General features: G+C 64.8%; 26 protein-coding genes. 10 read left to right on the top strand and 16 right to left on the bottom strand.

Translation table 11 applies throughout. The features are described from left to right. The first annotated feature begins 2 nt into the window (after positions 1–2). Positions 3–245, top strand: coding sequence for an LIM domain-containing protein (locus ABD989_RS07660; protein WP_345313018.1), 243 nt, complete (start codon positions 3–5; stop codon positions 243–245). A gap of 20 nt (positions 246–265) precedes the next feature. Then, a complete protein-coding gene (locus ABD989_RS07655; RefSeq protein ID WP_345313017.1) occupies positions 266–601 on the top strand; it encodes a hypothetical protein in 336 nt (111 codons plus the stop codon). Positions 602–659: 58 nt separating this feature from the next. Here ABD989_RS07655 and ABD989_RS07650 read toward each other — a convergent pair whose 3' ends face one another. Both ABD989_RS07650 and ABD989_RS07645 read right to left on the bottom strand, forming a co-directional pair. Beyond that, positions 660–2036 carry a TraM recognition domain-containing protein gene (locus ABD989_RS07650; RefSeq protein WP_345313016.1) on the bottom strand — a complete coding sequence of 459 codons (1377 nt, stop codon included), beginning with the start codon at positions 2034–2036 and terminating at the stop codon, positions 660–662. A gap of 4 nt (positions 2037–2040) precedes the next feature. Further along, positions 2041–2352 carry a hypothetical protein gene (locus ABD989_RS07645; RefSeq protein ID WP_345313015.1) on the bottom strand — a complete coding sequence of 104 codons (312 nt, stop codon included), beginning with the start codon at positions 2350–2352 and terminating at the stop codon, positions 2041–2043. A gap of 104 nt (positions 2353–2456) precedes the next feature. On the opposite strand from ABD989_RS07645, the gene ABD989_RS07640 reads away from it, so the two are divergent. The 6 genes from ABD989_RS07640 to ABD989_RS07615 are packed head-to-tail and all read left to right on the top strand — an operon-like array spanning position 2457 to position 5345. Beyond that, a complete protein-coding gene (locus tag ABD989_RS07640; RefSeq protein WP_345313014.1) occupies positions 2457–2621 on the top strand; it encodes a hypothetical protein in 165 nt (54 codons plus the stop codon). After that, a complete protein-coding gene (locus ABD989_RS07635; RefSeq protein WP_345313013.1) occupies positions 2614–3294 on the top strand; it encodes a hypothetical protein in 681 nt (226 codons plus the stop codon). The genes ABD989_RS07640 and ABD989_RS07635 overlap by 8 nt, the downstream gene beginning before the upstream one ends. A gap of 1 nt (position 3295) precedes the next feature. Continuing rightward, positions 3296–3625, top strand: a complete 330-nt coding sequence (locus ABD989_RS07630) for a hypothetical protein (protein ID WP_345313012.1) — start codon at positions 3296–3298, stop codon at positions 3623–3625. Next, positions 3615–3863, top strand: a complete 249-nt coding sequence (locus tag ABD989_RS07625; RefSeq protein ID WP_345313011.1) for a hypothetical protein — start codon at positions 3615–3617, stop codon at positions 3861–3863. Before ABD989_RS07630 ends, ABD989_RS07625 begins: the two co-directional genes overlap by 11 nt. Continuing rightward, positions 3860–4459, top strand: coding sequence for a hypothetical protein (locus ABD989_RS07620; RefSeq protein WP_345313010.1), 600 nt, complete (start codon positions 3860–3862; stop codon positions 4457–4459). Before ABD989_RS07625 ends, ABD989_RS07620 begins: the two co-directional genes overlap by 4 nt. Then, on the top strand, positions 4452–5345 hold the full coding sequence (locus tag ABD989_RS07615; RefSeq protein WP_345313009.1) for a hypothetical protein: 894 nt from the start codon (positions 4452–4454) through the stop codon (positions 5343–5345). Before ABD989_RS07620 ends, ABD989_RS07615 begins: the two co-directional genes overlap by 8 nt. Positions 5346–5432: 87 nt before the next feature. Here ABD989_RS07615 and ABD989_RS07610 read toward each other — a convergent pair whose 3' ends face one another. The 6 genes from ABD989_RS07610 to ABD989_RS07585 form a co-directional block, all read right to left on the bottom strand. Beyond that, positions 5433–5690 carry a hypothetical protein gene (locus tag ABD989_RS07610; RefSeq protein ID WP_345313008.1) on the bottom strand — a complete coding sequence of 86 codons (258 nt, stop codon included), beginning with the start codon at positions 5688–5690 and terminating at the stop codon, positions 5433–5435. A 2-nt stretch (positions 5691–5692) separates the two neighbouring features. Beyond that, entirely contained in the window at positions 5693–6085 is a 393-nt protein-coding gene (locus tag ABD989_RS07605) for a hypothetical protein (RefSeq protein ID WP_345313007.1), read from the bottom strand. Continuing rightward, positions 6082–6330: a hypothetical protein gene (locus ABD989_RS07600; protein ID WP_345313006.1), complete on the bottom strand. Its 249-nt coding sequence runs from the start codon at positions 6328–6330 to the stop codon at positions 6082–6084. Before ABD989_RS07600 ends, ABD989_RS07605 begins: the two co-directional genes overlap by 4 nt. 81 nt (positions 6331–6411) lie before the next feature. After that, positions 6412–7281 (bottom strand): hypothetical protein, encoded by an 870-nt coding sequence (locus ABD989_RS07595; RefSeq protein WP_345313005.1) that lies wholly within the window; start codon positions 7279–7281, stop codon positions 6412–6414. Further along, entirely contained in the window at positions 7278–7886 is a 609-nt protein-coding gene (locus ABD989_RS07590; RefSeq protein WP_345313004.1) for a recombinase family protein, read from the bottom strand. The genes ABD989_RS07595 and ABD989_RS07590 overlap by 4 nt, the downstream gene beginning before the upstream one ends. Beyond that, positions 7883–8545, bottom strand: a complete 663-nt coding sequence (locus ABD989_RS07585; protein ID WP_345313003.1) for a hypothetical protein — start codon at positions 8543–8545, stop codon at positions 7883–7885. The genes ABD989_RS07590 and ABD989_RS07585 overlap by 4 nt, the downstream gene beginning before the upstream one ends. Before the next feature lie 220 nt (positions 8546–8765). On the opposite strand from ABD989_RS07585, the gene ABD989_RS07580 reads away from it, so the two are divergent. Beyond that, the gene (locus ABD989_RS07580; protein ID WP_345313002.1) at positions 8766–10511 is read left to right on the top strand and encodes a hypothetical protein; all 1746 of its coding nucleotides are present in this window, start codon (positions 8766–8768) and stop codon (positions 10509–10511) included. Between the two features lie 194 nt (positions 10512–10705). On the opposite strand, the gene ABD989_RS07575 is transcribed toward ABD989_RS07580, so the two are convergent. Continuing rightward, entirely contained in the window at positions 10706–11155 is a 450-nt protein-coding gene (locus tag ABD989_RS07575; protein WP_345313001.1) for a hypothetical protein, read from the bottom strand. Next, positions 11152–11646 (bottom strand): hypothetical protein, encoded by a 495-nt coding sequence (locus ABD989_RS07570; protein WP_345313000.1) that lies wholly within the window; start codon positions 11644–11646, stop codon positions 11152–11154. Before ABD989_RS07570 ends, ABD989_RS07575 begins: the two co-directional genes overlap by 4 nt. 527 nt (positions 11647–12173) lie before the next feature. Here ABD989_RS07570 and ABD989_RS07565 point away from each other — a divergent pair. Further along, on the top strand, positions 12174–13217 hold the full coding sequence (locus ABD989_RS07565; protein ID WP_345312999.1) for a hypothetical protein: 1044 nt from the start codon (positions 12174–12176) through the stop codon (positions 13215–13217). Positions 13218–13234: 17 nt separating this feature from the next. On the opposite strand, the gene ABD989_RS07560 is transcribed toward ABD989_RS07565, so the two are convergent. The 6 genes from ABD989_RS07560 to ABD989_RS07535 all read right to left on the bottom strand — a co-directional run bounded on the left by ABD989_RS07560 (position 13235) and on the right by ABD989_RS07535 (position 21232). Then, positions 13235–15241 (bottom strand): ATP-binding protein, encoded by a 2007-nt coding sequence (locus tag ABD989_RS07560; RefSeq protein ID WP_345312998.1) that lies wholly within the window; start codon positions 15239–15241, stop codon positions 13235–13237. A 41-nt stretch (positions 15242–15282) separates the two neighbouring features. Continuing rightward, positions 15283–17835: a DEAD/DEAH box helicase gene (locus ABD989_RS07555; RefSeq protein WP_345312997.1), complete on the bottom strand. Its 2553-nt coding sequence runs from the start codon at positions 17833–17835 to the stop codon at positions 15283–15285. After that, entirely contained in the window at positions 17832–19916 is a 2085-nt protein-coding gene (locus tag ABD989_RS07550; RefSeq protein ID WP_345312996.1) for a site-specific DNA-methyltransferase, read from the bottom strand. The genes ABD989_RS07555 and ABD989_RS07550 overlap by 4 nt, the downstream gene beginning before the upstream one ends. 98 nt (positions 19917–20014) lie before the next feature. Beyond that, the gene (locus ABD989_RS07545; RefSeq protein WP_345312995.1) at positions 20015–20218 is read right to left on the bottom strand and encodes a hypothetical protein; all 204 of its coding nucleotides are present in this window, start codon (positions 20216–20218) and stop codon (positions 20015–20017) included. 151 nt (positions 20219–20369) lie between these two features. Continuing rightward, entirely contained in the window at positions 20370–20678 is a 309-nt protein-coding gene (locus ABD989_RS07540) for a hypothetical protein (protein WP_345312994.1), read from the bottom strand. Further along, positions 20678–21232, bottom strand: coding sequence for an antirestriction protein ArdA (locus ABD989_RS07535; RefSeq protein ID WP_345312993.1), 555 nt, complete (start codon positions 21230–21232; stop codon positions 20678–20680). The genes ABD989_RS07540 and ABD989_RS07535 overlap by 1 nt, the downstream gene beginning before the upstream one ends. Between the last annotated feature and the right edge of the window lie 41 nt (positions 21233–21273).

The following is a 21273-nucleotide window of genomic DNA, read 5'->3' as shown; positions in this document are numbered from 1 at the left end:
CGATGGCTGACAAGCCGATCACTCCCGCACCGCTTGTCGCCGCACCGTCGATCCGTGAGCGGATCGACGCTCTGCTGCCGCCTCCGCCGGCGTGCCGGCGCTGCGGCCGCCCCGCGACGACGCAGATCGTCTACGGCGGCTGGCGGTGGCACTACGAGATCTTCACCTGCCTGCGCCACGAGGAGGGGGTGATCGATCACCTGCAAGCACTCGACGCGCGGATCACCGCGATCAAGACGATCTGAGAACGTTGGAGGAGGACATCATGGCAAGAACTGTTGACGAGACACTCGATAGGCGGCGCGTTGAGCTGATGCGGCAGATGCTCGCCGATCAGCAGCGGGGCGCTCAGGAGGTACGCAAGCGGTTTGGCGACGGCGCTACAGGCAGCAAGGAGTACCAAGAAGCGGCCCGGCAGGTGCGCGAGCGTCAGCGGGTGGCTCAGCGCCAGCGCGAAGCTCGCGAGCGCGCCGCCGCCGATATCGAGGTGAAGAAGGGCCGCGTGAGCGGTTCAACCCGTCGCGGTTCGCCGCAGAGGGACCGGATGCTCGACCGCGAACGGGAGCGGCAGGGCCACACGGTGGAGGCGCGGGGCCGCTGACCGATAAGACGAAGGAACCCCTGGTGCTGTCGCGCCAGGGGTTCCTTCGTCTTATCGGTCACGTAGCGTGGAACGGGATCTGTGAGATGTCCACCAGGTCGACCAGCAGGCCGGCCTCTCGGACCTTCGGCGAGGTGCTCCCAGCCGGTGCGCCACGCAGGAGCCGCCCGTGGTCGATGTCCTGCGGTAGCAGGTCTGAGCCGTGGAAGACCTCGGTAAGTTCACTGGACTGGCTCTGCTTACCTTGGTGGTCGGAGGAGATCTTCTGCCGTTCGGAGCGGCCATGTGCCCAGGCGGCCTTCTCCAGGATTTCTTTCTCCGGCGCGCCGACGAGGACTAGCGTCGCGGGGAAAACTTCGCGCAGTTCGGTCATGCCGTCGGAGCCGTAGCGGCGCGCGAACTGCGAGGTCGCCTGGACTGCGGCGAGCACCGCAATGCCCATGGCGCGGGCCTCGGTGATCACGGTCGGGAGCTTCGGCCAGGGCAAGGTGTTGCACAACTCGTCGACGGCCAGCAGCAGCCCGGGCAGCGGCTCCGGGCGGGTCTGCCCGCGCCGCCAGTGAGCCGAGATCGCGTCAACGGCCGCCACTGCCGCACCGGCGGCGACGCCGGTGGCCGGCGCGACGATGAACAGGGTGCTGCGCGGATGCTCCAGCATCTCGGGCACGAACGCCCGCTCGGTGCCGCGTCCCACGACGGTCGAGCGCCACCACGGTGCCAGTGCACTCTTCATCGTGATGGTGACGGAGTCGCGCATCTTCGCCTCCAGCTCGGCCGCGCTGGACAGCTCATGCGCGAGCATCTCGCAGCCCGCCTCCTCGAGTCGGCCGATCGCGTTGGCCCAGCAAGGTGACTCGGTGTCGTGGTGGTCGATCTCGCCGCTCTCATCGATCGGCGGCGCCTGCCGACCGACGGCCGACCGCGCCCAGGCGATGCCGTCGTCGCCGGCGGCGCGCAGGATCGCAGCCAGCGGCGCGGTGGCGAGCGTTTCCCAGAAGGCGTCACCGCCACTCCCCGTCGCCGACGAGCTGGAGCCGGCGCTGCCGGCCTTCATGAGGATGGTCGCGAGATCGATGGCCTCGTCGTCGGTGCTGATGAGCGCAACGGGGTCGATGATCACTTTCTCGACGCCGACGGGCAGTACCTCGCCGGGCACTTCACCCGAGAGGTCCAGGACGTAGGTGTGCCCCTGGCCACCCCACGCGAGGCGCTGCTGGAGGCACAGGTCGATCAGGTCGGGCTTCGAGCTGATCGCGACACACGGTCCGTCCCACATCAGGATCCCTGGTCCAATCACCCGTCTCGACTTGCCGACTCCGCTGGGGCCGCTGACCAACAGGTGCGGGCCCGACTGGGCGGGCACTCCGTCATGGAAGCCGCCGAACGGGGTCGGCTTGGGCTTATACGGCCCGTCGTTCTTTCGATAGATCCCCACGGGGCTACTCCTTCTGTCGGGCCTTTTGTTGGGCCCTCTGCCTGTTCGTACCCCCGCCGATCTGTCCACCTCGTCGGCCCGCGGCAGACCGCCGCTGCCGTTCCGCCTCGGCGGCCTCCTCAACGGCGTCGGCCAGATCCTCGTTAGAGGTCAGGTTGTCGAGGCCCCACATCACAAGCGTTCGGCTAAGCACCGCTGCAGGTGTTCGCGCGTCGGCCGCCGCTCGTTTCAGCCGGTCTGCGTCGATTGGGCTCACGCTCATCGCAATCCTCACGGTCGGGTCGGTTGGTTCGGCGGATTTCTCCTGGTCGGACACGGGGAGCCTCCATCATAGCAAGTACTGTTGTATTTACATCTCCACACAAGTACTGTTGTAAGTACTCACCCGGCCAGTTTTACACACGTGAAGGAAGTTCCGACATGGGCAAACGCAACACGAGCAAACCGTCAATCCTGACCAGCCGGGCGTTCCTGATGGCACTGGCCGCGCTGGCGATCCTGGTGGCCGGAATCGTCATCGGCGCGAGTGGCGTAAAGGCGCCGCAATGTGGGCCGGTGGCCGTGGCGGCGGTGCCCCATGGTTGACGAAACCCGCTGGGCGCGCGAGCGCAGCGCGTGGGTCGTGGCCCGCGCGGGCCGCTCCCCGGCTGCGAACCGGCGCGGCGAACGGTTGGCCAGTCGCGCCCGCAAGGCCGCTCGTTACGAGGCCGGCACCGGTGATGCCCCGGTAGCGGAGGTGTACACGAGGCCTCGCGTGATGCGGGGTCTTACCGAGAACGAGGAGCGCCCCATCCTTCGCGGCTTGGGGACTCTCTTGTACGAAGCAGGACGGCTCGTCATCGCCGGTCCGGGAATCGCGCTGAGTTGGGTGGTCTACGGGCTGTGGTGGAAGAACGTCCCGGCATGGGGCCCGCTGCGGTGGGACCGGCTGCTGTTCGCAGCGATGACGCTAACCGGCGCACTGATCCTCGCGTGGTGGATCATCGTGCCCGATACGACCACCTCGAAGTTCTGGCTCTTCTACTTCATGGCGCAGCTCGTGATTGGCGTCGGCCGCGCGAGCTGGCTCACCTGGGCTTACGGCTGGGCCGCCGCGCCAGCCGGAGTCCGGGCTGGCGCTGTCGCACCAATCCGCGTGATGACGGGCACCGAGCCCCCGCTGCCGACTACCGAACCGACCGAGCCGGTGGGCTCGCAGTCGGTGCCGATCCGGGCCGTACGAATTCCCGTGCAGCCCAATGACATCGAGGAGAACTGACGTGAAGGCAATAGACACGGTCGACCGCATCGGCCAGAGCCTGCAGGAGGAGTGGTGGTGCGCAACAGGTAGCCGGCCGCTGGAGCCGCGCGCGATGGTCGCGGCGGCCGGAGCAGTCATCGCGATCCCCGCCGCACTGTGGGCGACGGGCCTGTTCGAGCCGGTCGTCGGAACCGTCCTCGGGATCGCGCTCCTGACCGCCGTGGCGGTGCTCCCGTTCGCTGTCGTCGATGAAACGTTGCGCCTGATTCGCAAGCGTCGGCAGCGCCGGTTCGAGGAGAGTTGGCCCGAGCTGGAGCGCATTCCGGAGGAGCGCGCTGATGAGCAATGAGGGGCGTCTGATTCATCTCAACCGCGCGGCGCGCGCGGTCGTCGCGATCGAAGCGTGGTACCGCGTCGCCGAATCACGTGGCATCTGGGAGGCGCTGATCGAAGAGGCGCGCGCCGAACTGCATCCCATGCCCGGCACACCGGTGAGCCCCGCGCTGAGCGCGGCGCTGGCCACCATGATCGCGGACATCGAAGCCACGGAGACCGCGCCGAACGCTAGCGAAGGAGTACTGAAATGACTGCTCAACCCGTACACGTCCACGTTCAAACCGGCACCGGCGAAGTTTTGCGGATCGTGGCGACGGTCCTGATGTTCGGTGGTGTTGGTGCGGTGGCGTGGTCGTTCGCGCAGGGCGCGTACGCCGACATCGCTGCCACCGGAATGACGATGACAATCGTGATGATGGCCAAACTCCTCTACGCGCGGGGTCTGATCGCTGTTCCGAGCGGAGACGGTGAGGACCAGTTCAAGGTCACCAAGGGTGCCGTTCAGCAGATCCTCGGCGAGTACAAGAGTTGGCTCGCTGGTACCTCGATGCCGGCGATGGCGGCGATCTCGGTCGCCTACGCCGTGGGCTTTCTGGTGCTGCGCGCGGCGGTGAGCACCGCGTTCGGCTTGTTCCAGAACGTCGTCATCGCTGGCGGTGCAGCGGCGATCGTGGGGGCTATCGTCGTCTTCCCGAGCCTGATGCCGTCGATGGTCGCCAGCATGAAGCGAAAGGGTGTAGTCACCGATCCAGCGCCGGCTCCTGCACCCGCTCCGGTAGCTCCCGCACCGGCAGCACCGGTCAAGAAGGTCGTCAAGGTCGTCAAGAAGGAGGCCGGCAATGCCTGACGAGGAGTACGAAGAAGTCGAGATCTATCAGCACGAAGACGGCACCTACACCGACGTCGACGGGAATCCCGTCGATGACGAGGGCAACCCGGTCCCTGTGGTCGCGCCGACGCCTGCGACGCAGTCGCCGGCGGTCGGGGGTGACTCGGCGACGCCTCGCGTCGGCAAGGTGTCGAAGGTGGTGATTGCCGGTGCCGCTGTTGCCGTACTCCTGGTGGGTGGCGGCATTGCCTACGGCTTGTCCGCCGTCGGTGACCGGAACACCGTTTCGGACGTGAAGCAAGAGGTCGCGGCCAAGAGCTCGCAGGCAAAGGTCGCGGTGTCGAGCAAGAAGAACGAGGTGGTTGGCGATGCCGACGCGTGCACTACCTCCGGCCTTAGTTCCGCGATGATCAGCGGCTCCAACGACCCGGGAATGGCACTGAATGCGCTGTCGTCCGCGCCCCTGCCCGCCGCGTTCGTCGCGGCACAGACCAACGCCGATGGGGTCACCGGGCAGCTCGGTCTGCTCCAGCTGAGTAGATCCAGCTGGGGTGTCTACACCGAGGTCCTGCTGACCCGCGCAGAGAAGAAGGTCCGGGCCGACAAAGCTGGCTGGTGGAAGGCCGATGTAACTGTCGACGGTGACAAGGTCGCCGTCACCGGTGACCAGGCATGGCCTGGTGGCGACGCAGGTGGTGCCGGATCTTGCGAGCAGGGCAAGGCGGGCGTCTACGCCGTGACCGGCGCGGTGCCGGCTGATGCTGCCGGTCTGGTCGACGGACAGGCCGAGATCATGGCGATCCAGGGAATCGCCGGGAGCGAAACGCAAGCAGTCGCCGTGATGGGCGACAACGTCGCGCTCGTTGAGTTAACCGAGGTCGCGGGCGCGGACGACGCCGAGTAGGAGCAACAGAAAGGAAGACCCCCGCAGCCACGAAGGCTGCGGGGGTCTTCTGCTGGCGGGGCCACGAACCCCGCCCGGCAGGGGTGGTCAGGTTCGGCGCGCGATGACGCGCAACGCGAGCATGTCAGCGAGAATCATCGTGTGGAGCAACTCTTCATCGAGCCAACGCAGGACGACTGAGATTTCCGCAAGCCCGTGGTCCCCTGGTTCGCTCAGATCGATGCTGCGCAACCCGGTGATGAGCGCAGTCAGCTCGGCGGCGCCGAGGTCGAGCAGAATGTCACCGCGCCGGAGTTCGTGAGCGGCGACGATCTCGAAGTCAGCCAGCTCGGGCTCGAAGCTCAAGCTCATCCCTCCGCCACGTACTCGTAGCCGGCCAACTGCGCGAATTGCATTGGTGCAGTCAGAACTTCGATGTAGTAGGTGGCGTGGGTGCTCGCATACTCGGGCCCCTCACCCGTGTATGGCAGCAATTGACCTGCCGCCCAATCATCGAGAAACTCGGGATCCTTGAGAACGTCGGCGGCCGGAGCGTCGACGGACACGGCGAGGTCATGGGTGTATTGCGCGTGGGAATACGCGTTGGTAACCCGGATCAGAAGCGCGATTCGATCGATGGCGCATGCGCTGGCCCGCTGCTCCATGACTTCGGCGTACGGCATTGAGCGGGCAGCCGGACTCAGATCGCCGTTAACGATCAGTGCCTCGATCCGACGTGCCTGTGCTGGTGTGGTGGTCACGCGACCTCCTTCCACGGCAGGGCGTCGACAAGCCGGTCGCCGTCGATGCTCTCGCCGGTGATGAGACGAAATTGCTCGGCCGCGCCGGCGACCTGGCTGGGATTGACCAGAAACCCCTCCGCGCAGAGACCGGTGCGGTCACCGTCAGTGAGCACGACGGCGGTGGTGGCGGGAAGGTCGATGCCGACGGTGCGCAGGACGTCGCGCGCGAGTTCCTGTGTTCGGGCTGTAGGTGGTGCAGACATGTGAAAGGGCCTCCTCGGATCTGGGATTCGAGGAGGCCCTTGGCGGCGGCTGTGCCGCTGCGAAGTCGCACTGTCGATCAGTCACGACGCTGGCGCTTGCGCCTCCTGGTCCGGCGGGGGCGCGAATGCCGGCGAAATGTCCCAGAGCGCGTGGCGGTCATCTTGCAGCACGGTTTGACAGGCGACGCGCGGGCCCAGCTCGGGGTTCAGATCGAAGCCATCGCGCTGAGCGTCTTCGATGCACCTGTCTCGTAGGTCCGACAACAGCCCGCGACCCACCTCGTCCAGGACAGTGACGTGCATGGTTATCAGCACTAACCGCCCGTTCGGGAGCACGAAGCCGTCGATTATCCCGGCGTCGATCAGGTAGTCGGCCGGACCGATGTCGAGCAACGGATGCCCCGCTTCACCAATCAGCACCCGGAACTCGGTGACCGTGTCGATCCGTTCGGGTTTGGCGATCCAGCGAACCTTGTTGGGGGCCTCCCAGCCCGCGCCCGCGTTAGGCCGTACGTCTTCGGTCGGCACCATGAAAGTCATCAGGTGGGTCCAGCCGGGAACGAAAGGCTCGGGCCGATCCCAAGCGCTGACACGCCGGTTCTCCGGGTCGGGCCGCTTGACCCACTCGGCACCCGGATGCTCGACGGACGACAGATGGAAGATGTAGCGGCCGCTCTGGTGAAACGAGAACTTGGCCAAGTCCTTCCATGTGCGAATCGAGGCGTAGACGTCGAGCTTGCCCTTGTTCGCCCACACCCGAAAGATGCTGGAACACTCGCCCGGCTGCCCGACGGCGAACCGGGCCGCAGTGCGCTTGGTGACCGAACGGAACTTGACGATCGGTTCCGTCGCCGTGCTGAGGGTGCGGAGCGTGGCCTGGCGCCGATCCTCTGAGAGGTCGAAGACGAAGCCGGACGAGACGATGCCGTTGAAGACGGTGCGTTCGGTCATGAGTCGCTTTCGTTGACGTACCTGTACACGGTTTGTCGGCTAACGCCGAACGCTCGGGCCAGGGCTGCGACCGACTCGCCGGCATTTTTGCGGCCTACCAGCTCGGCCGCTTGGACCTCGGTGAGCTTCGGCTGCCCGCCGCGGTATCGGCCCTCGGCCTTGGCCAACGCGATTCCCTCCGCCTGGCGCTGCTTGATGAGGTCACGCTCGAACTCGGCGAAGGTCCCCAGCATGGAGAGCATGGCTTTCTTGAACGGGTCCTCAGTGTCGGCTGTGAACAACAGCTTCTCCTTGAGGAACTCCACGTCCACCCCACCACGATGCTCGATCTCCCCGCCGTCGATGGTCAGCGTTCCACCCTTGACGAGCAGGTCGACGAGCTGACGAAGGTCGATGAGGTTGCGGGCAAGCCGGTCCATGGAGTGAACGACGAACGTGTCTCCGCGGCGGCAATGCCGGATCGCCCGGGCGAGCTCCGGGCGATCGGTGCTCTTGCCGCTGACCTTGTCGACGAAGATCTCATCGAGCACCTCCCCGTCGAGTTGGCGCGCAGCGTTCTGGTCGGTAGAGCTGACTCGCTTGTACCCGACGCGCTCACGGGTCATTGGGCCACCGCCCCATGGAGCAGCCATGCCGCTGCCGCGTCAGCCCAAGCGGTGATGTCCGCGTCCCGCGTCGTAGTGCAGCTACGGGATACGCCAGCCGGCTTGAATGTGCCGTCGTCGTTCCGCTCGAAGCCCTCCCAGGCGAGGACGATCGAAACGTCTTCCTCGTCGGCACTGTAGACGATCTGCCGATCCCCCTCGGCACGGGCACGGTCGGACCAGCAGGCGCTCCGGGTGTGGTCGCACGCGCGCAGCAATTGACGCGGCGCATTTGGCGGCGTGCACAGCCGCGGGCCGCGATTTCCGAGCGCCAGCCGTGCAGCAGGGTCGGGAGTTGCGGCCAGCGTGTACATCTTGTGCAGGGCGTACCAGGCGACCTGCTCGGCGCAGCCGCGATCGTCAGGCGACGGGCCACTCGGGGTGATGCGGGTCCACCCGCCGGGTACGTACCAGGCCTCGGCCCAGGGGGCGCCGGCGCTGGTGAACGCCCAGGGCGGCGCCTCGCCTGCGGGGTGGGCGCGGTCCAGCGTCGCGGTCCCGTGCAGACCGCGAGCGACGAACGCTTGCCGTTTGAGTTCCAGGATTTCCGGTCCCGTCAGTTGATTCATTTCGATCTCCTCGTCGTCCGCATCCGTCGCGGCACTTCGCGTTTGTTTCATCAAACTCTAAGACCCTGTCGCGAATATGTCAAGTGACTCGGAAATGAACCCTGCCGTGACGGTCGATCCCGCATTTCACGAGTGCTCCACGGGGGTACACCCTGATTTGTCGAATGAACGTTCGCATCACGAGCGGTTGTGTCCTAGGGATGCTCTACTCTGCGGTCACGATGTGCGATGCGGCCTGTACGCGCGCCGACAAAGCGGATGCGAGGTGGACATGACGACGACGGGTGCCGTCGATTGGACCGGGCTGGGCGAGGTCGACTTCTCGCGGATCGTCCAGGTCATGGTGAAGCGCCGGTGGGCCGGTATTGCTGACGTCCACGCTCCCGATGGGCGCGGTGGGGACGCCGGGATCGACGTCCTCGCCGTCGACCGCGGCGGACGTCGACGGGTCTACCAGATCAAGTTCTTCACCGACGGCTTCAGTGGCGACCGCAAGTCGACGAGGCAGAAGCAGATCAGGAAGTCATTCCGCACCGCGTTGGAACTGGACCCGCCGCCGTACGAGTGGATCCTCGTCGTGCCGAAGACTCTGACACCCGGAGAGCGGAAGTTCGTCATAGGCCTCGCTGACGACGACGGTCCCAAGATCACGATCATGGACGCTGACGATCTCGACGTGATGATCGCCAGTATGCCGGACGTCTACAACTACCTCGTGCGCGACCGGCTTGAAGACCTGATGTCCAAGTACGGCCTCGAAACCTCAGCGCTCCTCGGCGCCCCGGAGGATCTAACCAATCGCATGACGAATCTCCGCGACGCAGCCAGCGCCCTAAATCCGAACTGGGGCGTGAGTATGTCGATCAGAGAGAACGCAATCAGTTACGGGCTGTATCCCAAGCATCCGGCCGCGGCTGTCGACGATCCGATTCGCCTGGAACTCGGTTTCAAGTTCCAGGCAGCGGACGACGCCGCGTTCGGCCCACTCAGGCGTTCGATCAGCTTCGGTGCCCGGGGGCAGGTCCTCGTGCCCGGCAAGTACGTGACCCACGCCGAGGTACGCAGCAGTCACCCGTTGTTCAACACTTCGGTCGCCAACCCCGAGGTAATCCTGGAAGCCCACTCACGCACCGAGCCCTGCGAGGCTGAGTTCAGGTTCATCGACGCAGCGGGCACCGTCGTCGCCAGCCAGGATGCGACGCTCGAACATGCAGCGAACGGCGCAGAAGGCGGCTCGATGGCCTTCGAGGTGCTCGACTGCATCGAAGTCGAGGTCGACTTCGCGGTCACGCTCGACGATGACGGCGCGATGATCTCCTGCGAGCCTGGCGGACCGATGCAACTGCGATACGGGCTCACAGGTCTCTATCCGGACGAGGCGGTGCGCTGCATCAAGTTCCTGGAACGACTCAACGAGGGTGCGTACCGCTGCGCGGTGCACATCGATGGCCAGCACGCGTTCACCTTCACCGGGGACTACGAGATAGATGACGAACTCCTGCAGCTGTTGACCGTGGCCGACGATCTCGCGGCGATCCAGGAGAACCTCGATCGGAGGTTCAAGATGCCATGGGACTACTCAACACGCGACAGGATCGACATCCGCGTCGCTCGCGCGATCCTGGAGGGGTACTTCATCGAGTCACCCGGAGCCGCGAACTTCAACGCCGAAGTGATTCCAGGCCAGATCGACACCGCCGATTTGGACCGCCTCATCGCGGATGGTCATCCGGTGAACGTCCCCGTCAGCGACTACTCTTTGCGCGTGGGTGATCACACCCTGCCGATCCCCAATGTCCGGGCGACTACCGCGCGCGCCAAGCTGGTCAACGGCGCGGAGTTGAGGGAAGCCGTGGAAGCGCGGAGTGCTGAACCGTTCCACGCCGTGATGCGTCCCGTCGAGCACCGGTACTTCCTCGTGTACAAGACCGATCGGATCCCCGATGCCGAGGCTGACCGGTTACAGGCGTGGTGGACCCTGCCGGGCGTCACGCAGCCTGGTGCCCCATTGGGGTAGGCACACGCCGGGAGATGACTCCCGAACCGAGGATCTGAGCTATCTCATTAACGGCGTGCCCGCATCGTGTTGGATTCTCCGTGGCCTCGACCCAGCGGACCAGCTCGACAAGCTCATCCTCGATGACCCGCTCCTGGTCGATGCCTGCGATCTCGCCCGAAGTCTCTTGACCTTGATATGTCGGTTGGCAGGCGTCAGCTAAGGCCGAATGCGCGCCGGAGGTGCGCCAGCGACATCCCCGCCTCCTCGGCGACAACTTCCGCGTCGATGCCCAAATCCAGAGCCTTCTGAATGCGTTCCGGCTTGACCCGATCGAGCCCCTTCTTGGTCGCCGACCTCAGACTCCGCAGAGCTACCACCTGGGCCACCGTCAGCCCTGGCCGTTCACCGGTCAAGTTCACCACGCGGTCCGCGTCCGCCACACTCCCCGACCGACTCGCCTTGAGCCGCCGGACCGTATTCACTGACACTCCAGCCGCGTCGGCGACGGACTGGGCCGGAACCCCCGCCGCCAACGCTTCAGCGATCCGCGCGAACAGATCCTCACGGGCGTCGACAGCACGCTCAGCCGCTAAGCGGACAAGGTTCAGCGCCTGAGCTCGCGCAGGCGTGATCTCAACCGGCGGCCGGCCGGTGCGGCTCATGCAGCAACCGCCGCTTCGACAACACCGAGAGGCGCGTATCCGTAGTTACCGCCCCAATCATCGAGCTTGGCGGCCAATGACTTGCCGGCCCTGCGGACGGCGTCACGATTGTTGGGGTCGGCTACCGCGGCGAAGTCGGCGAGACCAGCCCGCTCACGGATACCGTGGTAGCGAGAGGGCTGCAGAGGTGCGTCGTTGTAGATGTCGTACACCTCGCTGTACAGATCGGCGAGGGCGCGAGCCGCCTTGCGCGTTTTCACCGTCGCGATGACCTCGAAGTTTCGGCTGTAGCGGTAGTAGCCACCGCCAAATTCGTGGCCCAACTTGGCGTCCAATTGCGCCTTGAGGGCGTCAAATCGGGGCGTCCGCGTGCCGCTGTCGTCGTCATGCTCGATGACTGCAGCGTCGCGCGGCGGATGGAACTGGAAGCGGTTCTTCCCGTGACCCTCAGCCCACTCGTAGCGAACGACATCCCACTTCTTGCGCGCCATGGTGAACCCTTCTGTAGTAGTTGCTTACCTGACACCACTAAGATACCCACACTGGGCATGTAAGTCAACGGCGCGCGACGCTAGTCGCATGTCTCCGGCAGCATTTCGCAAGCAAGGCAGATACTCAGAAACGCCCAAGGGCGCTGGTTCCGCTGGCTTTCCACGAGGGCCTCTCGGTTCGCGTCGAGAACAGCGAGCACAGTGTCGTCCTCAGTGCGACAACCTGTGGGAAAGTCTTGTGAGACAGTCCAGGCCTGCATTCACGCCGGCGGGACGAGGACTGAGCGGGTGTCTCGATGAACGACCAGATTGCGGACACGTGAAATGAGCGATCCCCCGCGAGCACGTGGCCCGCTGGGACGGTGGTCAGTCGCTGAATCGGTTGCGGAGCGGCGAGCGCGGTCGGACCATCTGTGATGTTCGTGTCGCCGAGGAAGACGCTGACGCTGCGTTCGATCTGTTGTTATTCCTTGCCGGGTGAACTGCGTAGACCTCGGCTCCCCTGGGCGCCGGCGTAACGTGACGGTGTGAGTAGAGGCTGGCCCGCTGGTATCGATGAGTACGCGTACGAGATGTTGCCGACTGTCCTGTGGGACGGCGCGAGCAACCATGCGCAGCTGGCGTGCAAGCTTCATCCGGGTTCCGAGGGTTGGGATGCCCAGCAACTTGCCATCTCGATCGGAACGTCGGTTGAACTGCTGATCAAGCACATGCTGGCCCAGCGCAGTTTCAACCTTCTCGCCGACAGGTTCTCGGACGACACCGCGCTGACCTTGGACGGCAAGGCCAGCAAATCTGTGTCTCTTCCTCCGTTGACGACGGTCACCGCGGCTGCTGCGTTCGACCGAGCGAAGAGGGTCTGCAACCTGAACCTGGTGAAGTCGGACTACGACATCGTGTTCGAGGTCCGCAACGCCGCTCTTCACCTCGGCATCGCATCGGAGCACGCCAACACGGAGGCGTTGAAGAAGATGGCAGCCCTCGCCGGCGAGATCTTCGACCACCTCGGCGTCAGTAGAGCCAAGCGTTCGGCGTACTGGGGAGGTGCCGCGGCACACGCGTTCGTGGAGTCGCTCGTGGATGAGGCCGCAGATGAAGTGCGAGCACGTTACGACTGGCTGCTCAGCGTTGCGAGATCGAACTACGAGCAGCTGGTCGAGAACCTAGTCGGCTCTGGCAAGGAGTCGGTGGTGAGGCAATTCGCGGAGGTCCGCCCCACAATAGACCCGATCGCGGAGGAATCAGTGCCGCAGCAGTGTCCCGCGTGTAGGAACATGGGCTGGATCGTCTACGCGGTGGATCGGAGCAGTCCCATCGTCGAGTACGCGGACGAGGAGTACGGCTACCGGCTCAGCGAGACGTACGTCGAGCGAGACGGCATCGCGGATCGGTTCGAGTGCGGGGTCTGTCGGCTGAAGCTGAGCCGTCGCGAGTACCTGGTCCAGGCCAAGATGCCGATGGAGACGACGCTAGAGCCGGACGGGGCAACGGAGCAGGAGATCAGCGACTACGCGGACGCCCAGATCGAACGGTACATCGAGTCCATGGATGAGCAGGCTCGCGGCAACTAGCACAGGCCGACGATCGACTATGGCATCGGCGCTTCGGCAGCTGGCTCGGTCTCGCCGACGTTCTCGGCTTCGAGCAGCCCCTCGGGGATGACATCGCCGTGCTCCCGGCGCAGGTACTCCTTGGCCTCGTCGAGGGAGGGGTCGTGCTGCAGCTCCTTCTGGAAGTAGTCGAGCCGATGCTTGGCCTCGTCGAGGATCTGCCCCCAGGTGCGGACCCAGACACGGACGGTGGCGCCGGGGGCGTCGGGCACCTCGTCGGGCTCGAACGCGAGCCCGCGATCGCGGCCACGCTGGTTCGACTTCTGCCGAACGACGGCGTCCACGTCGCTGGTAACCAGCCAGAAGTCCCAGTGGGTCGTACTGTCTGCAAAACGGGGGTCCGCGGCCAGCGCCATCGCGTAGGACTCGATCTGGTCCAGTTCGGCCCGGCCGGCCGTGACCCTCGGTGCCTTCAGCTCAACGACGAGGTGCCGGTTGCGATCGTGCTCGGTGGCCGCTGCCGACAGCAGGAGATCCATGCGGCCGACTCTGCCGTCGAGCCGCTTCACGGGCGCCGTGTCAGTTCTATCGATGCCGAGCAGCTCGCAGTGGCGGTCCAGCGCGGCCGACAGGCTGCGCTCGCTAATCATGTAGTTGTACTGCTCGCCGAACACCCAGAGTTCGCGCTCGAGGATCCTGTGCAGGTGCTCACGCTCGCCGACCAGCTTGTGCTCTTCCGGATCGAACACCATGTGCTCCAGGGCGGCGAGGAAGGCCAGGCGATTGGTGACGTCAGTCGACGCTTGGATCACGTTGGACAGCCCAGTCCTCTTGAGCAGCCGATCGAGCTGCTCGCGCGCCTCGTGGGAGAGGCCGACGTACTCGGCGAGCAGCGTCGACACGTCGCCCGGCCGCTGCTGCAACGAGTCCTTAAGCAGCCCGAGGGTGAGTCGCTGCTTCTTCTTTGTGTCCTTCGGGATGTGCCGGCTGATGGAGGTCGCCACGACGTCGAACGCGGCGCGCTCGACCTCTTCTTCGACCGACTCCGGGTCGCCTTTGTACGGGTAGACATTGGTGGACTTCCACGCCTGCACCTGCTCGCGGCGTCGCTCGTCGCGTCGAGCGTCGAGGTAGTCGGCGAGCACCAGGTCGAGTTGTTTCAGCATCGCGCCCAGCACCGTCGGGGTTGTCTCCAACGCAGCGACCGTCCACTGGCCTTGGTGCTGGGGCATCTGGTCCCACAACAGGTACGCCGAGTAGATGAAGTCCGGCCCCGGGCCGGAGTCGCGGGTGTCGACCACGACGGCGTCGGCGTCGCAGAGGTGGATCTCACGCCCGGTTGCCTTATGCCACTCGATGATCCGCAGATCGGCGCGCAGGGTGGAGTCCTCGTGGTCCCACTCAACCGGAAGAGTCGTGTCGCGGGCTATATTCTCGGCGGGCAGGATCCGTTCGCCGTCGTAGGCGACCGCGACGCCGTTGTGGGCGATGAGGTATGGCGCCAGGGCCGTGGTCAGCCGCTCGGCCGCGGCGTCCTTCTCGAGCGGCTCGATCGATTCCTTGCCCTCGGCCGTGAACCTGGTTCCGGTGTCGGCGTCGGTCTCGGCCGCATCGGAGACGTCGACGTGGTTGCGGTCGTCGGAGCGGGCGGTCACGACCGAGCACAGGCGCTTGCCGTCGGTGCTGTCGCCGACAGTGTCCCAGGCGACCTTGGTGCCGAGCGCAAACGCGCGCAGCCGGCCCTGCCCGAACTTCCCGTGCAGCGGCCGCTTCTCGCCCCGGCTGCGGAGAGCAGTCCGCTTCCACGAGTTGCCGACGAACCTGAATGCTGCGGGGATCTCCTCGGGCGCCATCCCGTGGCCGTCGTCAACAATCTCGACGCCGACAACCACGTCGGCCTGGCTCCTGTGCAGGACGACGTCGACGTGATGCGCGTTGGCATCGAGGCTGTTCCAGACCAGTTCGATCACGGCCCTTACAGGGTCGTTCTCATGAGCGAGCTTCTGAACGTGGTCGTCGCCAGCTTCGAGCGAGTACGTCTTCACTCGGTCATTCTGTCAGTCACCACGGACATACTGTGTACACCTCACGGATACGACACTCCTTCAGCGCCGTAGATGGCCGTGATCAAGTTCTGGTTCGTGGCCGCGGCGATGCGCTGGTCGATGCCGGGGATCGTCAGGTCGAGTGCTCGCAGAGAGCCGTCGATCTTGGCAATGGCGAGGCACCGGCGGACACGGTCGGTGTGGTCCTGGGCGTAACGCGAGAGCGCCGACCATTTGGCCGAGGTGTCGGCAAGATCGAAGCGGTGGGGGTCGACGATGTCCATGACGTACTGGCCATCGCCGTCGTCGTGCCAGAACAAGAAATCCGGGTGCATGAGCTGGTGCTTGTCGCCGAACTCGTACGGGACTGCCAGTGCATGCCGGCCGGACGACGGGTTGCGGTACCAGCCAACGAGCGTTTCGGATGTGAGTTCCGCGGCCAGCACCTCGGCCTCCCAAGAAGACCGCGAGGTGTCGACGGGAAACCCGCCGGCGTGAGACTTGCCCTCGGGAATGACATAGATGTGCGACGGGTAGGTGTCGATCTCCTCGACGGTCTGGCCGCGCACCTTTTCGGTCGCTGCTGGGTACGCGTCGCGGACCTCGACGGTCGTCGGCAGCATCTGGGCGCCGCCGAGGTGCCAGAGCGGCTCGATCTGTTCGCGGACATGCCTGGGCTTGGCCGACACCTTGGCGGCGTGCTGGTTGCGCCAATCGTCGATGAGAGCGGCGGCCTGCTCCTCGACGACGGCCTTGAAACCGAGGTCGGCCATCGCGACCAGTCGGGCAGAGGCGTCGATGTCGTCCTCGCCGCGGTCGCACAGGTCGTTGTAGTACCAGTTGGCCGAGCCGTCCGGGAGCAGTCGCTTGGCCTTGGCGAAGTAGCTCTCCAGGTCACGTTCGTTAGTCGGGGTGTCGGACTTGCCCTCGCTCTGCATGATCGCCTCGCCGTACGCGACCATCGTGGTGCTGATCGTGAGCGACATGATGTCGTCGACCCTCGCGTCGATCTCGTGGCCACGCTGCCCGTCGGCGGCCCGCATCTGGTCGACGATCCACTGCTTGGCCTTGGCAGAGCCCTGCATGACCAGGCCGTGTTCGTTCAGTGCGGCGGCCAGGCGCATCAACTGCGCGGTGCGGGAACTGTACGACGTCCGCTGCCTAGTGTAGGACGGCAGGGTGTCGAGCAGGTCGAACAGGTCGGCGGGAACGTCGGCTGACTTCTGGCACACGACAGGCGCGATGACGACGTCGACCTCGACGGTCTCGTCCTCGGTCAGCGCGTTGACGACGCGCGCGACGTGCTCAGTGCGGAATCCTGGCAGATACGCGGCGACCTCGTTGAGCCGGTCGTCGCCTCCGTCGACTCGTTTGGCCAGCGGGGTTCGGACGAGCCGCCCGATCAGCTGGGCGATCTCGGTGTAGCTGTCTTTGTTCTGGAACGAGATCATGACCTCAGCCCGCGGGCAGTCCCATCCCGTCGTGAGCGCTGACTTGAATAGCACCACACGCGCCTGGTCGTCACCGGAGATGGCCTCGGGTGGCAGGTAGCGGATCGTCTTGTCCCCCACCTTGTACGGGCCGTGGTCGCCGAATGCGTGGGCAACCGCGTAGTCAGACAGCACAGGCCACGCCGACTCCATGACCGCAAGGATCTCGGCGAGGCGCGCTTCCTCCTTCGCAGGAGATAGACCCTCCTCGACTTGGACGACCAGCAACGGTTCAACGAGGCGGTCACCGGTGGTCTGGTGGTGGAAACGCCAAGCCTCGTCGGAGGACTTGAGGTCGTCGACGGCCAGGGCGAGCATGGTGTTGTCCGCCGACTGCGATTCGCCCAGGCTGCGGAGCAAGATTCGGTCCTTAAGCAACCCGGACTCGCGGACATCGCCCGCCTTGACCTCAGCAAGGCGTGGTGTGCGATTGGCGGCGTTCATGGCTGCGAGGAACCGATCCGGTGTCGCCGAGATACCTAGTACCACTGGCGCCGGCGGCTGGAAGGTCCCGATATTGGTGGCCCCTCCGTCGACGATCGTGCCGGCGATCGACTTACGGTCGGTGTTCTTCGTGCCCGAGCCCCGGTGCGCTTCGTCCCAGATGACCAGGAAGTCCTCGCCGCGCTCACGAACTGTGTTAGCGATCATGTCCCACGCGCCGTAGGTGCGCTTGTCGTTCTTCGTGCCGTCGGGGCGGACGGCGTGCAACGTCGAGTTCTTCTGCATCGCCTGGATGTGGATGAAGTAGATGTAGCCGGGGTCGAGCGTGCGGTGGTCGGTGTCCCCGAGGAACCGGATGCGGTTGATGTCGATCGCACCGCCCGATGCCTGGGTGATCTTGGCGATGGTCTGGGCGTTGAGCGAACGGTCATCGGTGATCCACAGGACCGTCATGGCTGGGTTCGGAGGGCGAGTCGCCGTACCCTTGTAGATCCCCTCGAGCACCGCGGTCGCGATGACGGTCTTCCCCGCGCCGGTCGGGGCCGTCAGCCCCACAGCGGTCCGTTCGCCGTCGTCGAGGAAGCCAGCGCGGGCCTTGGCGAGACTGGTGAGCACTGACTTCACAGCGGTGTTCTGGTAGCGCTCCAACGTGAACTTCATCGCGCACCACCGGCGATATTGATGGTGTAGTTCGACACGTAATCCTCGTACAGCTGGACCGTCTCGACCCCTACAGGGAGCCGCTCGACTGCCTCCTGATATTCGGCTTCGGAATCAGTGATCACGAAAATCACCGATGGAGAGGTTCCACTGGTGGCAGCGTCTGTAACAGCCTCGGCGAATGCAGTTAGAACATCGACGTCGAACAGCACCCCGTAGGTGTCCGTCAGCGCCCAGCCCCCCTCGGGCATCTCGTCAATCCTCGGACCGTGTGCGCCGCCTTCGAGCCACATGAGCGGGGCGACCGACTCGAACTCGTGACCTCGCCGGACCATGCCGGGGTCGAGGTAGGTGAGGTCAAATATCTCGACGTTCGCAGGAAAGCCTTCGGAGTAGACCGATCCGTCAGGTCGAACACCAGTGACCACGGTCGAGATCCGAGGGCGGCAGACGCGCTCAAATACTCCACGTTCTTCCCACTGCCGATCTCCTGGGTGCAGACCGGCTTCTCGGAGCCTCTTGGCTTCTGTGGCGCCAACCTCGTTGTTAGTCACCAGTATCGACTGGCGGGAACCGCCATCCTCAGCATTCAAGCGCATAATCGCTTGACTGAGCGTTCCGGACCCTCCAAAGAAGTCAAGGACCGTCAGATCTCGGTTGCTCTGTCCAAAGCCGAGGAGGACATCAGTGATGAGATCGAGGGGCTTCGGGTATGGAAACTGCCCCTCACCGAGAACGTCGGCCAGCGCCTTGTTTCCACGACTGGTGCGGTGCCCTTGCTCGCTCCATATGGTGGGAACGGAGGTTCCCGCAGTAGTGCCCTTCCCAAATATCAAGGTTGGGACGCCATCGACCGTGCCGCTCGGAACTAGGACACCTTCGCGGATCTTTTTCTGATTCCCGCCAGCAATGTACTGGATCCGGAAACTTGGCTCTCCGCGCAACTTCTCCGGCGTTATCCGAATTAGACCCTTTTCCCAGTCCGCAAGAAATGACTGCGGGATCAGGCGCCAGACGCATTCCTTGCCCTGACTGGTGACAGGCCATACAGCGATGCAACCGGCCGGAGTGCGATCGGTTTCGAAAACGAAGTCGGCAGGATCCCCAATATAATCTCCGGCCTTGATCATCTCTGCGAGAGTCTTACCGACGCCGTGCAGGGCGCCAGTCTTAGCGTCTACGAAGATCGGATACGCCTGATTGGGTCGAGTCACAGGGGTAAAGGTAGTCAACGTCATTCGCTCCCACGGCGAACGGGCGACGCCTCCCGTGAACGACGTGGCGGAAGGCTCAAAAGCCCCGGAAGTGACGACAACCAGATGTTCATGCATATAGTCGAGGCCGTTCGAGGGCTTTCCACCGCTGGTCTGGACAGTGATGCACTGAACTACCTGTGTGCAGAAGACTTGCTCACACAAAGAAACCAGTCGATGGACTTCCTGAGCACCAATACTTATGCAGATGACACCGTCAGTCCGTAGTATGTCGCGCGCGATTAACAGTCGACGCTCCATGAATGACAGCCACTTCGAGGACTTCGCCCTGTCCGCTTTGTCGACGTAGCGGTCGTTGTAGATCCAGCCATCATTGCCGGTGTTGTAGGGCGGATCGATGTAGATCAGGTCTACCTTGCCGCGGTGGGTGGACCGCAGCGCCTGTAGGGCGTGGAAGTTCTCTCCGTTGATCACAACATGCCACGGGGCGTCCGCCGGACCGTTCTCGATGCGCTCGAGTGAGCGCAGGCCGGGGTAGATCGGCTCGCCGAACTCGCGGACGACGATCAACTCGGAGACGTGCCGCTCGCCGCCATCCCCGCCGAGAACTGCCATCTCACGGGTTCGATCGGTGAATCGATCGACGACCCACGTCTCGGTCGAGGACTCATCACGCAGCGCGACGCGGATGCCCTTGCGGATGGGGTGGTCTGGCAGACGCACCGACTCGGGTAGGTGGCGGTCGAACACCAAGCCGAAACGGCGTGAGCCTCGCAGAAGATCCACCTCGTGGGCCAACCGGGAGCGCAGGACATCGTCGTCAATGCGTGAAATTAGTTGGTCAAGGACATTGGAGTCGTCCGTCAATTTTACCCCTCACCTCAATAGATTTCCGCGACAGCGCAGCCGATAAGAGACTATGCGGGGCTAACAGTGCCGCCGCGGCTGGGTATCAGAGCGGCTGTTCAGTCATCGGAGCCGCGGCCGACTTCGTCGAGCGCTGCCACGATGATCCGATCGAGCCTTTCCTGCACGTCGGCCGGCAGATCGTCGACGGCGGCAACGGCCAGCTCGGCCTGAGCCAATGCATGCAGTGCGTTGCCGATCGGCTGCGTCCGCTCGAACTCAGCGTCGATCTCAGCCTCGGTCATGGTCGGGTCGTCATCCACCGAACCAGTAGACCGCACTCCCGCAACCCGCCGCAGCCAAACCGTGGCCGGCGTGAGCGCAGCGAGGGCCCGCCATGGGCGCTCCCGGCAGGGCGTCAGGTCAACGAGAAAAGGAAGAACCCGCACCCCGGTCAGGAGTGCGGGTTCAGGGTCAGCGGGCAGTTGTCAGGACGTACACGGGGGTGACGCCCAGTTCGGCTAGAAGCTCAAGCGAACCGATCCCGTTGTAACTGGGGAACAAGGCGTCGAGCCGTTGGCCCTCGGTCAGCGACTCCCACACGGGGTCGCTGGCACGCGCGGCGCCGGCGGCATGGATGCGGTCGATCACGTCGGTACGTAACCCGCCGGCTGCAGCGGTGAAAGTGACTGTGCAGCTCTGCGCCGCAGCGTCGGCGGCGACGTCGGCAATCCACGCCTCGGGGACGAGCTCGAGCGCGTCGGCCAGGTGGTCGGCGCTCATCAGAAGTTCCGGAAGATGTAGACGCCGTTTCCGGGTGCCCGTTCGACGCTGTAGTCGACCTCCAGGTCGCGGATCCACGAGTCCCAATGGAAGTAGCGTTCGACCTCTTCGGGTACGCCCTGCAGCAAGCCTGTGTCCTCGGCAAACTGAAACGCGAAGTCGCGGAACGACTCCCACTCTCCGGCGTACCTCTCCTCGAAGTCCGACAGCACCGGGAAGTCGCTGTCCCCCTCGGCCGCGTACGCGCCGCTACGGACCCAGGCGCACAGCGCCAGCCATTGCTCCGCGCCTACTTCCTGGTAGATCTCGCCCCAGCGCGCCGCCTCAGACAACGACGGCTCACCGTTGGTCGGCAAGCCATCGGTGTCCATGCACGTGAACTCTTCGCAACCCTCGACGCGCCAGTCCACGTCGGACTCGGCATGGATCGCCTCGGCAGTGACGTCGGCCGCGTCGACGGCGTTGACCCAGAAGCCGACGAGGCGGCCTGCGGCATAGCAGCTTTCGCACCCGACCCACACACGGGGCGGGGACGTTTCGGTAGTTGTTGACATGAAGAACAAGCCCTCCTCGAATCGGTGTCGAGGAGGGCTTG

The sequence above is a fragment of the Gordonia alkaliphila genome (genome assembly GCF_039542465.1).
GTDB lineage: Bacteria > Actinomycetota > Actinomycetes > Mycobacteriales > Mycobacteriaceae > Gordonia > Gordonia alkaliphila.
The sequence above is the reverse complement of the archived record's forward strand: the minus strand, read 5'-3'. Positions and strand labels throughout refer to the sequence as shown.

Bases quoted from the DNA above. Each gene is read 5' to 3' on its own strand.
- ABD989_RS07535 (WP_345312993.1), bottom strand. From the start codon at position 21,232: ATGTCAACAACTACCGAAACGTCCCCGCCCCGTGTGTGGGTCGGGTGC.
- ABD989_RS07555 (WP_345312997.1), bottom strand. From the start codon at position 17,835: ATGAAGTTCACGTTGGAGCGCTACCAGAACACCGCTGTGAAGTCAGTG.
- ABD989_RS07570 (WP_345313000.1), bottom strand. From the start codon at position 11,646: ATGGCGCGCAAGAAGTGGGATGTCGTTCGCTACGAGTGGGCTGAGGGT.
- ABD989_RS07655 (WP_345313017.1), top strand. From the start codon at position 266: ATGGCAAGAACTGTTGACGAGACACTCGATAGGCGGCGCGTTGAGCTG.
- ABD989_RS07640 (WP_345313014.1), top strand. From the start codon at position 2,457: ATGGGCAAACGCAACACGAGCAAACCGTCAATCCTGACCAGCCGGGCG.
- ABD989_RS07635 (WP_345313013.1), top strand. From the start codon at position 2,614: ATGGTTGACGAAACCCGCTGGGCGCGCGAGCGCAGCGCGTGGGTCGTG.
- ABD989_RS07585 (WP_345313003.1), bottom strand. From the start codon at position 8,545: ATGAAACAAACGCGAAGTGCCGCGACGGATGCGGACGACGAGGAGATC.
- ABD989_RS07615 (WP_345313009.1), top strand. From the start codon at position 4,452: ATGCCTGACGAGGAGTACGAAGAAGTCGAGATCTATCAGCACGAAGAC.
- ABD989_RS07620 (WP_345313010.1), top strand. From the start codon at position 3,860: ATGACTGCTCAACCCGTACACGTCCACGTTCAAACCGGCACCGGCGAA.
- ABD989_RS07590 (WP_345313004.1), bottom strand. From the start codon at position 7,886: ATGACCCGTGAGCGCGTCGGGTACAAGCGAGTCAGCTCTACCGACCAG.
- ABD989_RS07660 (WP_345313018.1), top strand. From the start codon at position 3: ATGGCTGACAAGCCGATCACTCCCGCACCGCTTGTCGCCGCACCGTCG.
- ABD989_RS07625 (WP_345313011.1), top strand. From the start codon at position 3,615: ATGAGCAATGAGGGGCGTCTGATTCATCTCAACCGCGCGGCGCGCGCG.
- ABD989_RS07595 (WP_345313005.1), bottom strand. From the start codon at position 7,281: ATGACCGAACGCACCGTCTTCAACGGCATCGTCTCGTCCGGCTTCGTC.
- ABD989_RS07575 (WP_345313001.1), bottom strand. From the start codon at position 11,155: ATGAGCCGCACCGGCCGGCCGCCGGTTGAGATCACGCCTGCGCGAGCT.
- ABD989_RS07580 (WP_345313002.1), top strand. From the start codon at position 8,766: ATGACGACGACGGGTGCCGTCGATTGGACCGGGCTGGGCGAGGTCGAC.
- ABD989_RS07600 (WP_345313006.1), bottom strand. From the start codon at position 6,330: ATGTCTGCACCACCTACAGCCCGAACACAGGAACTCGCGCGCGACGTC.
- ABD989_RS07540 (WP_345312994.1), bottom strand. From the start codon at position 20,678: ATGAGCGCCGACCACCTGGCCGACGCGCTCGAGCTCGTCCCCGAGGCG.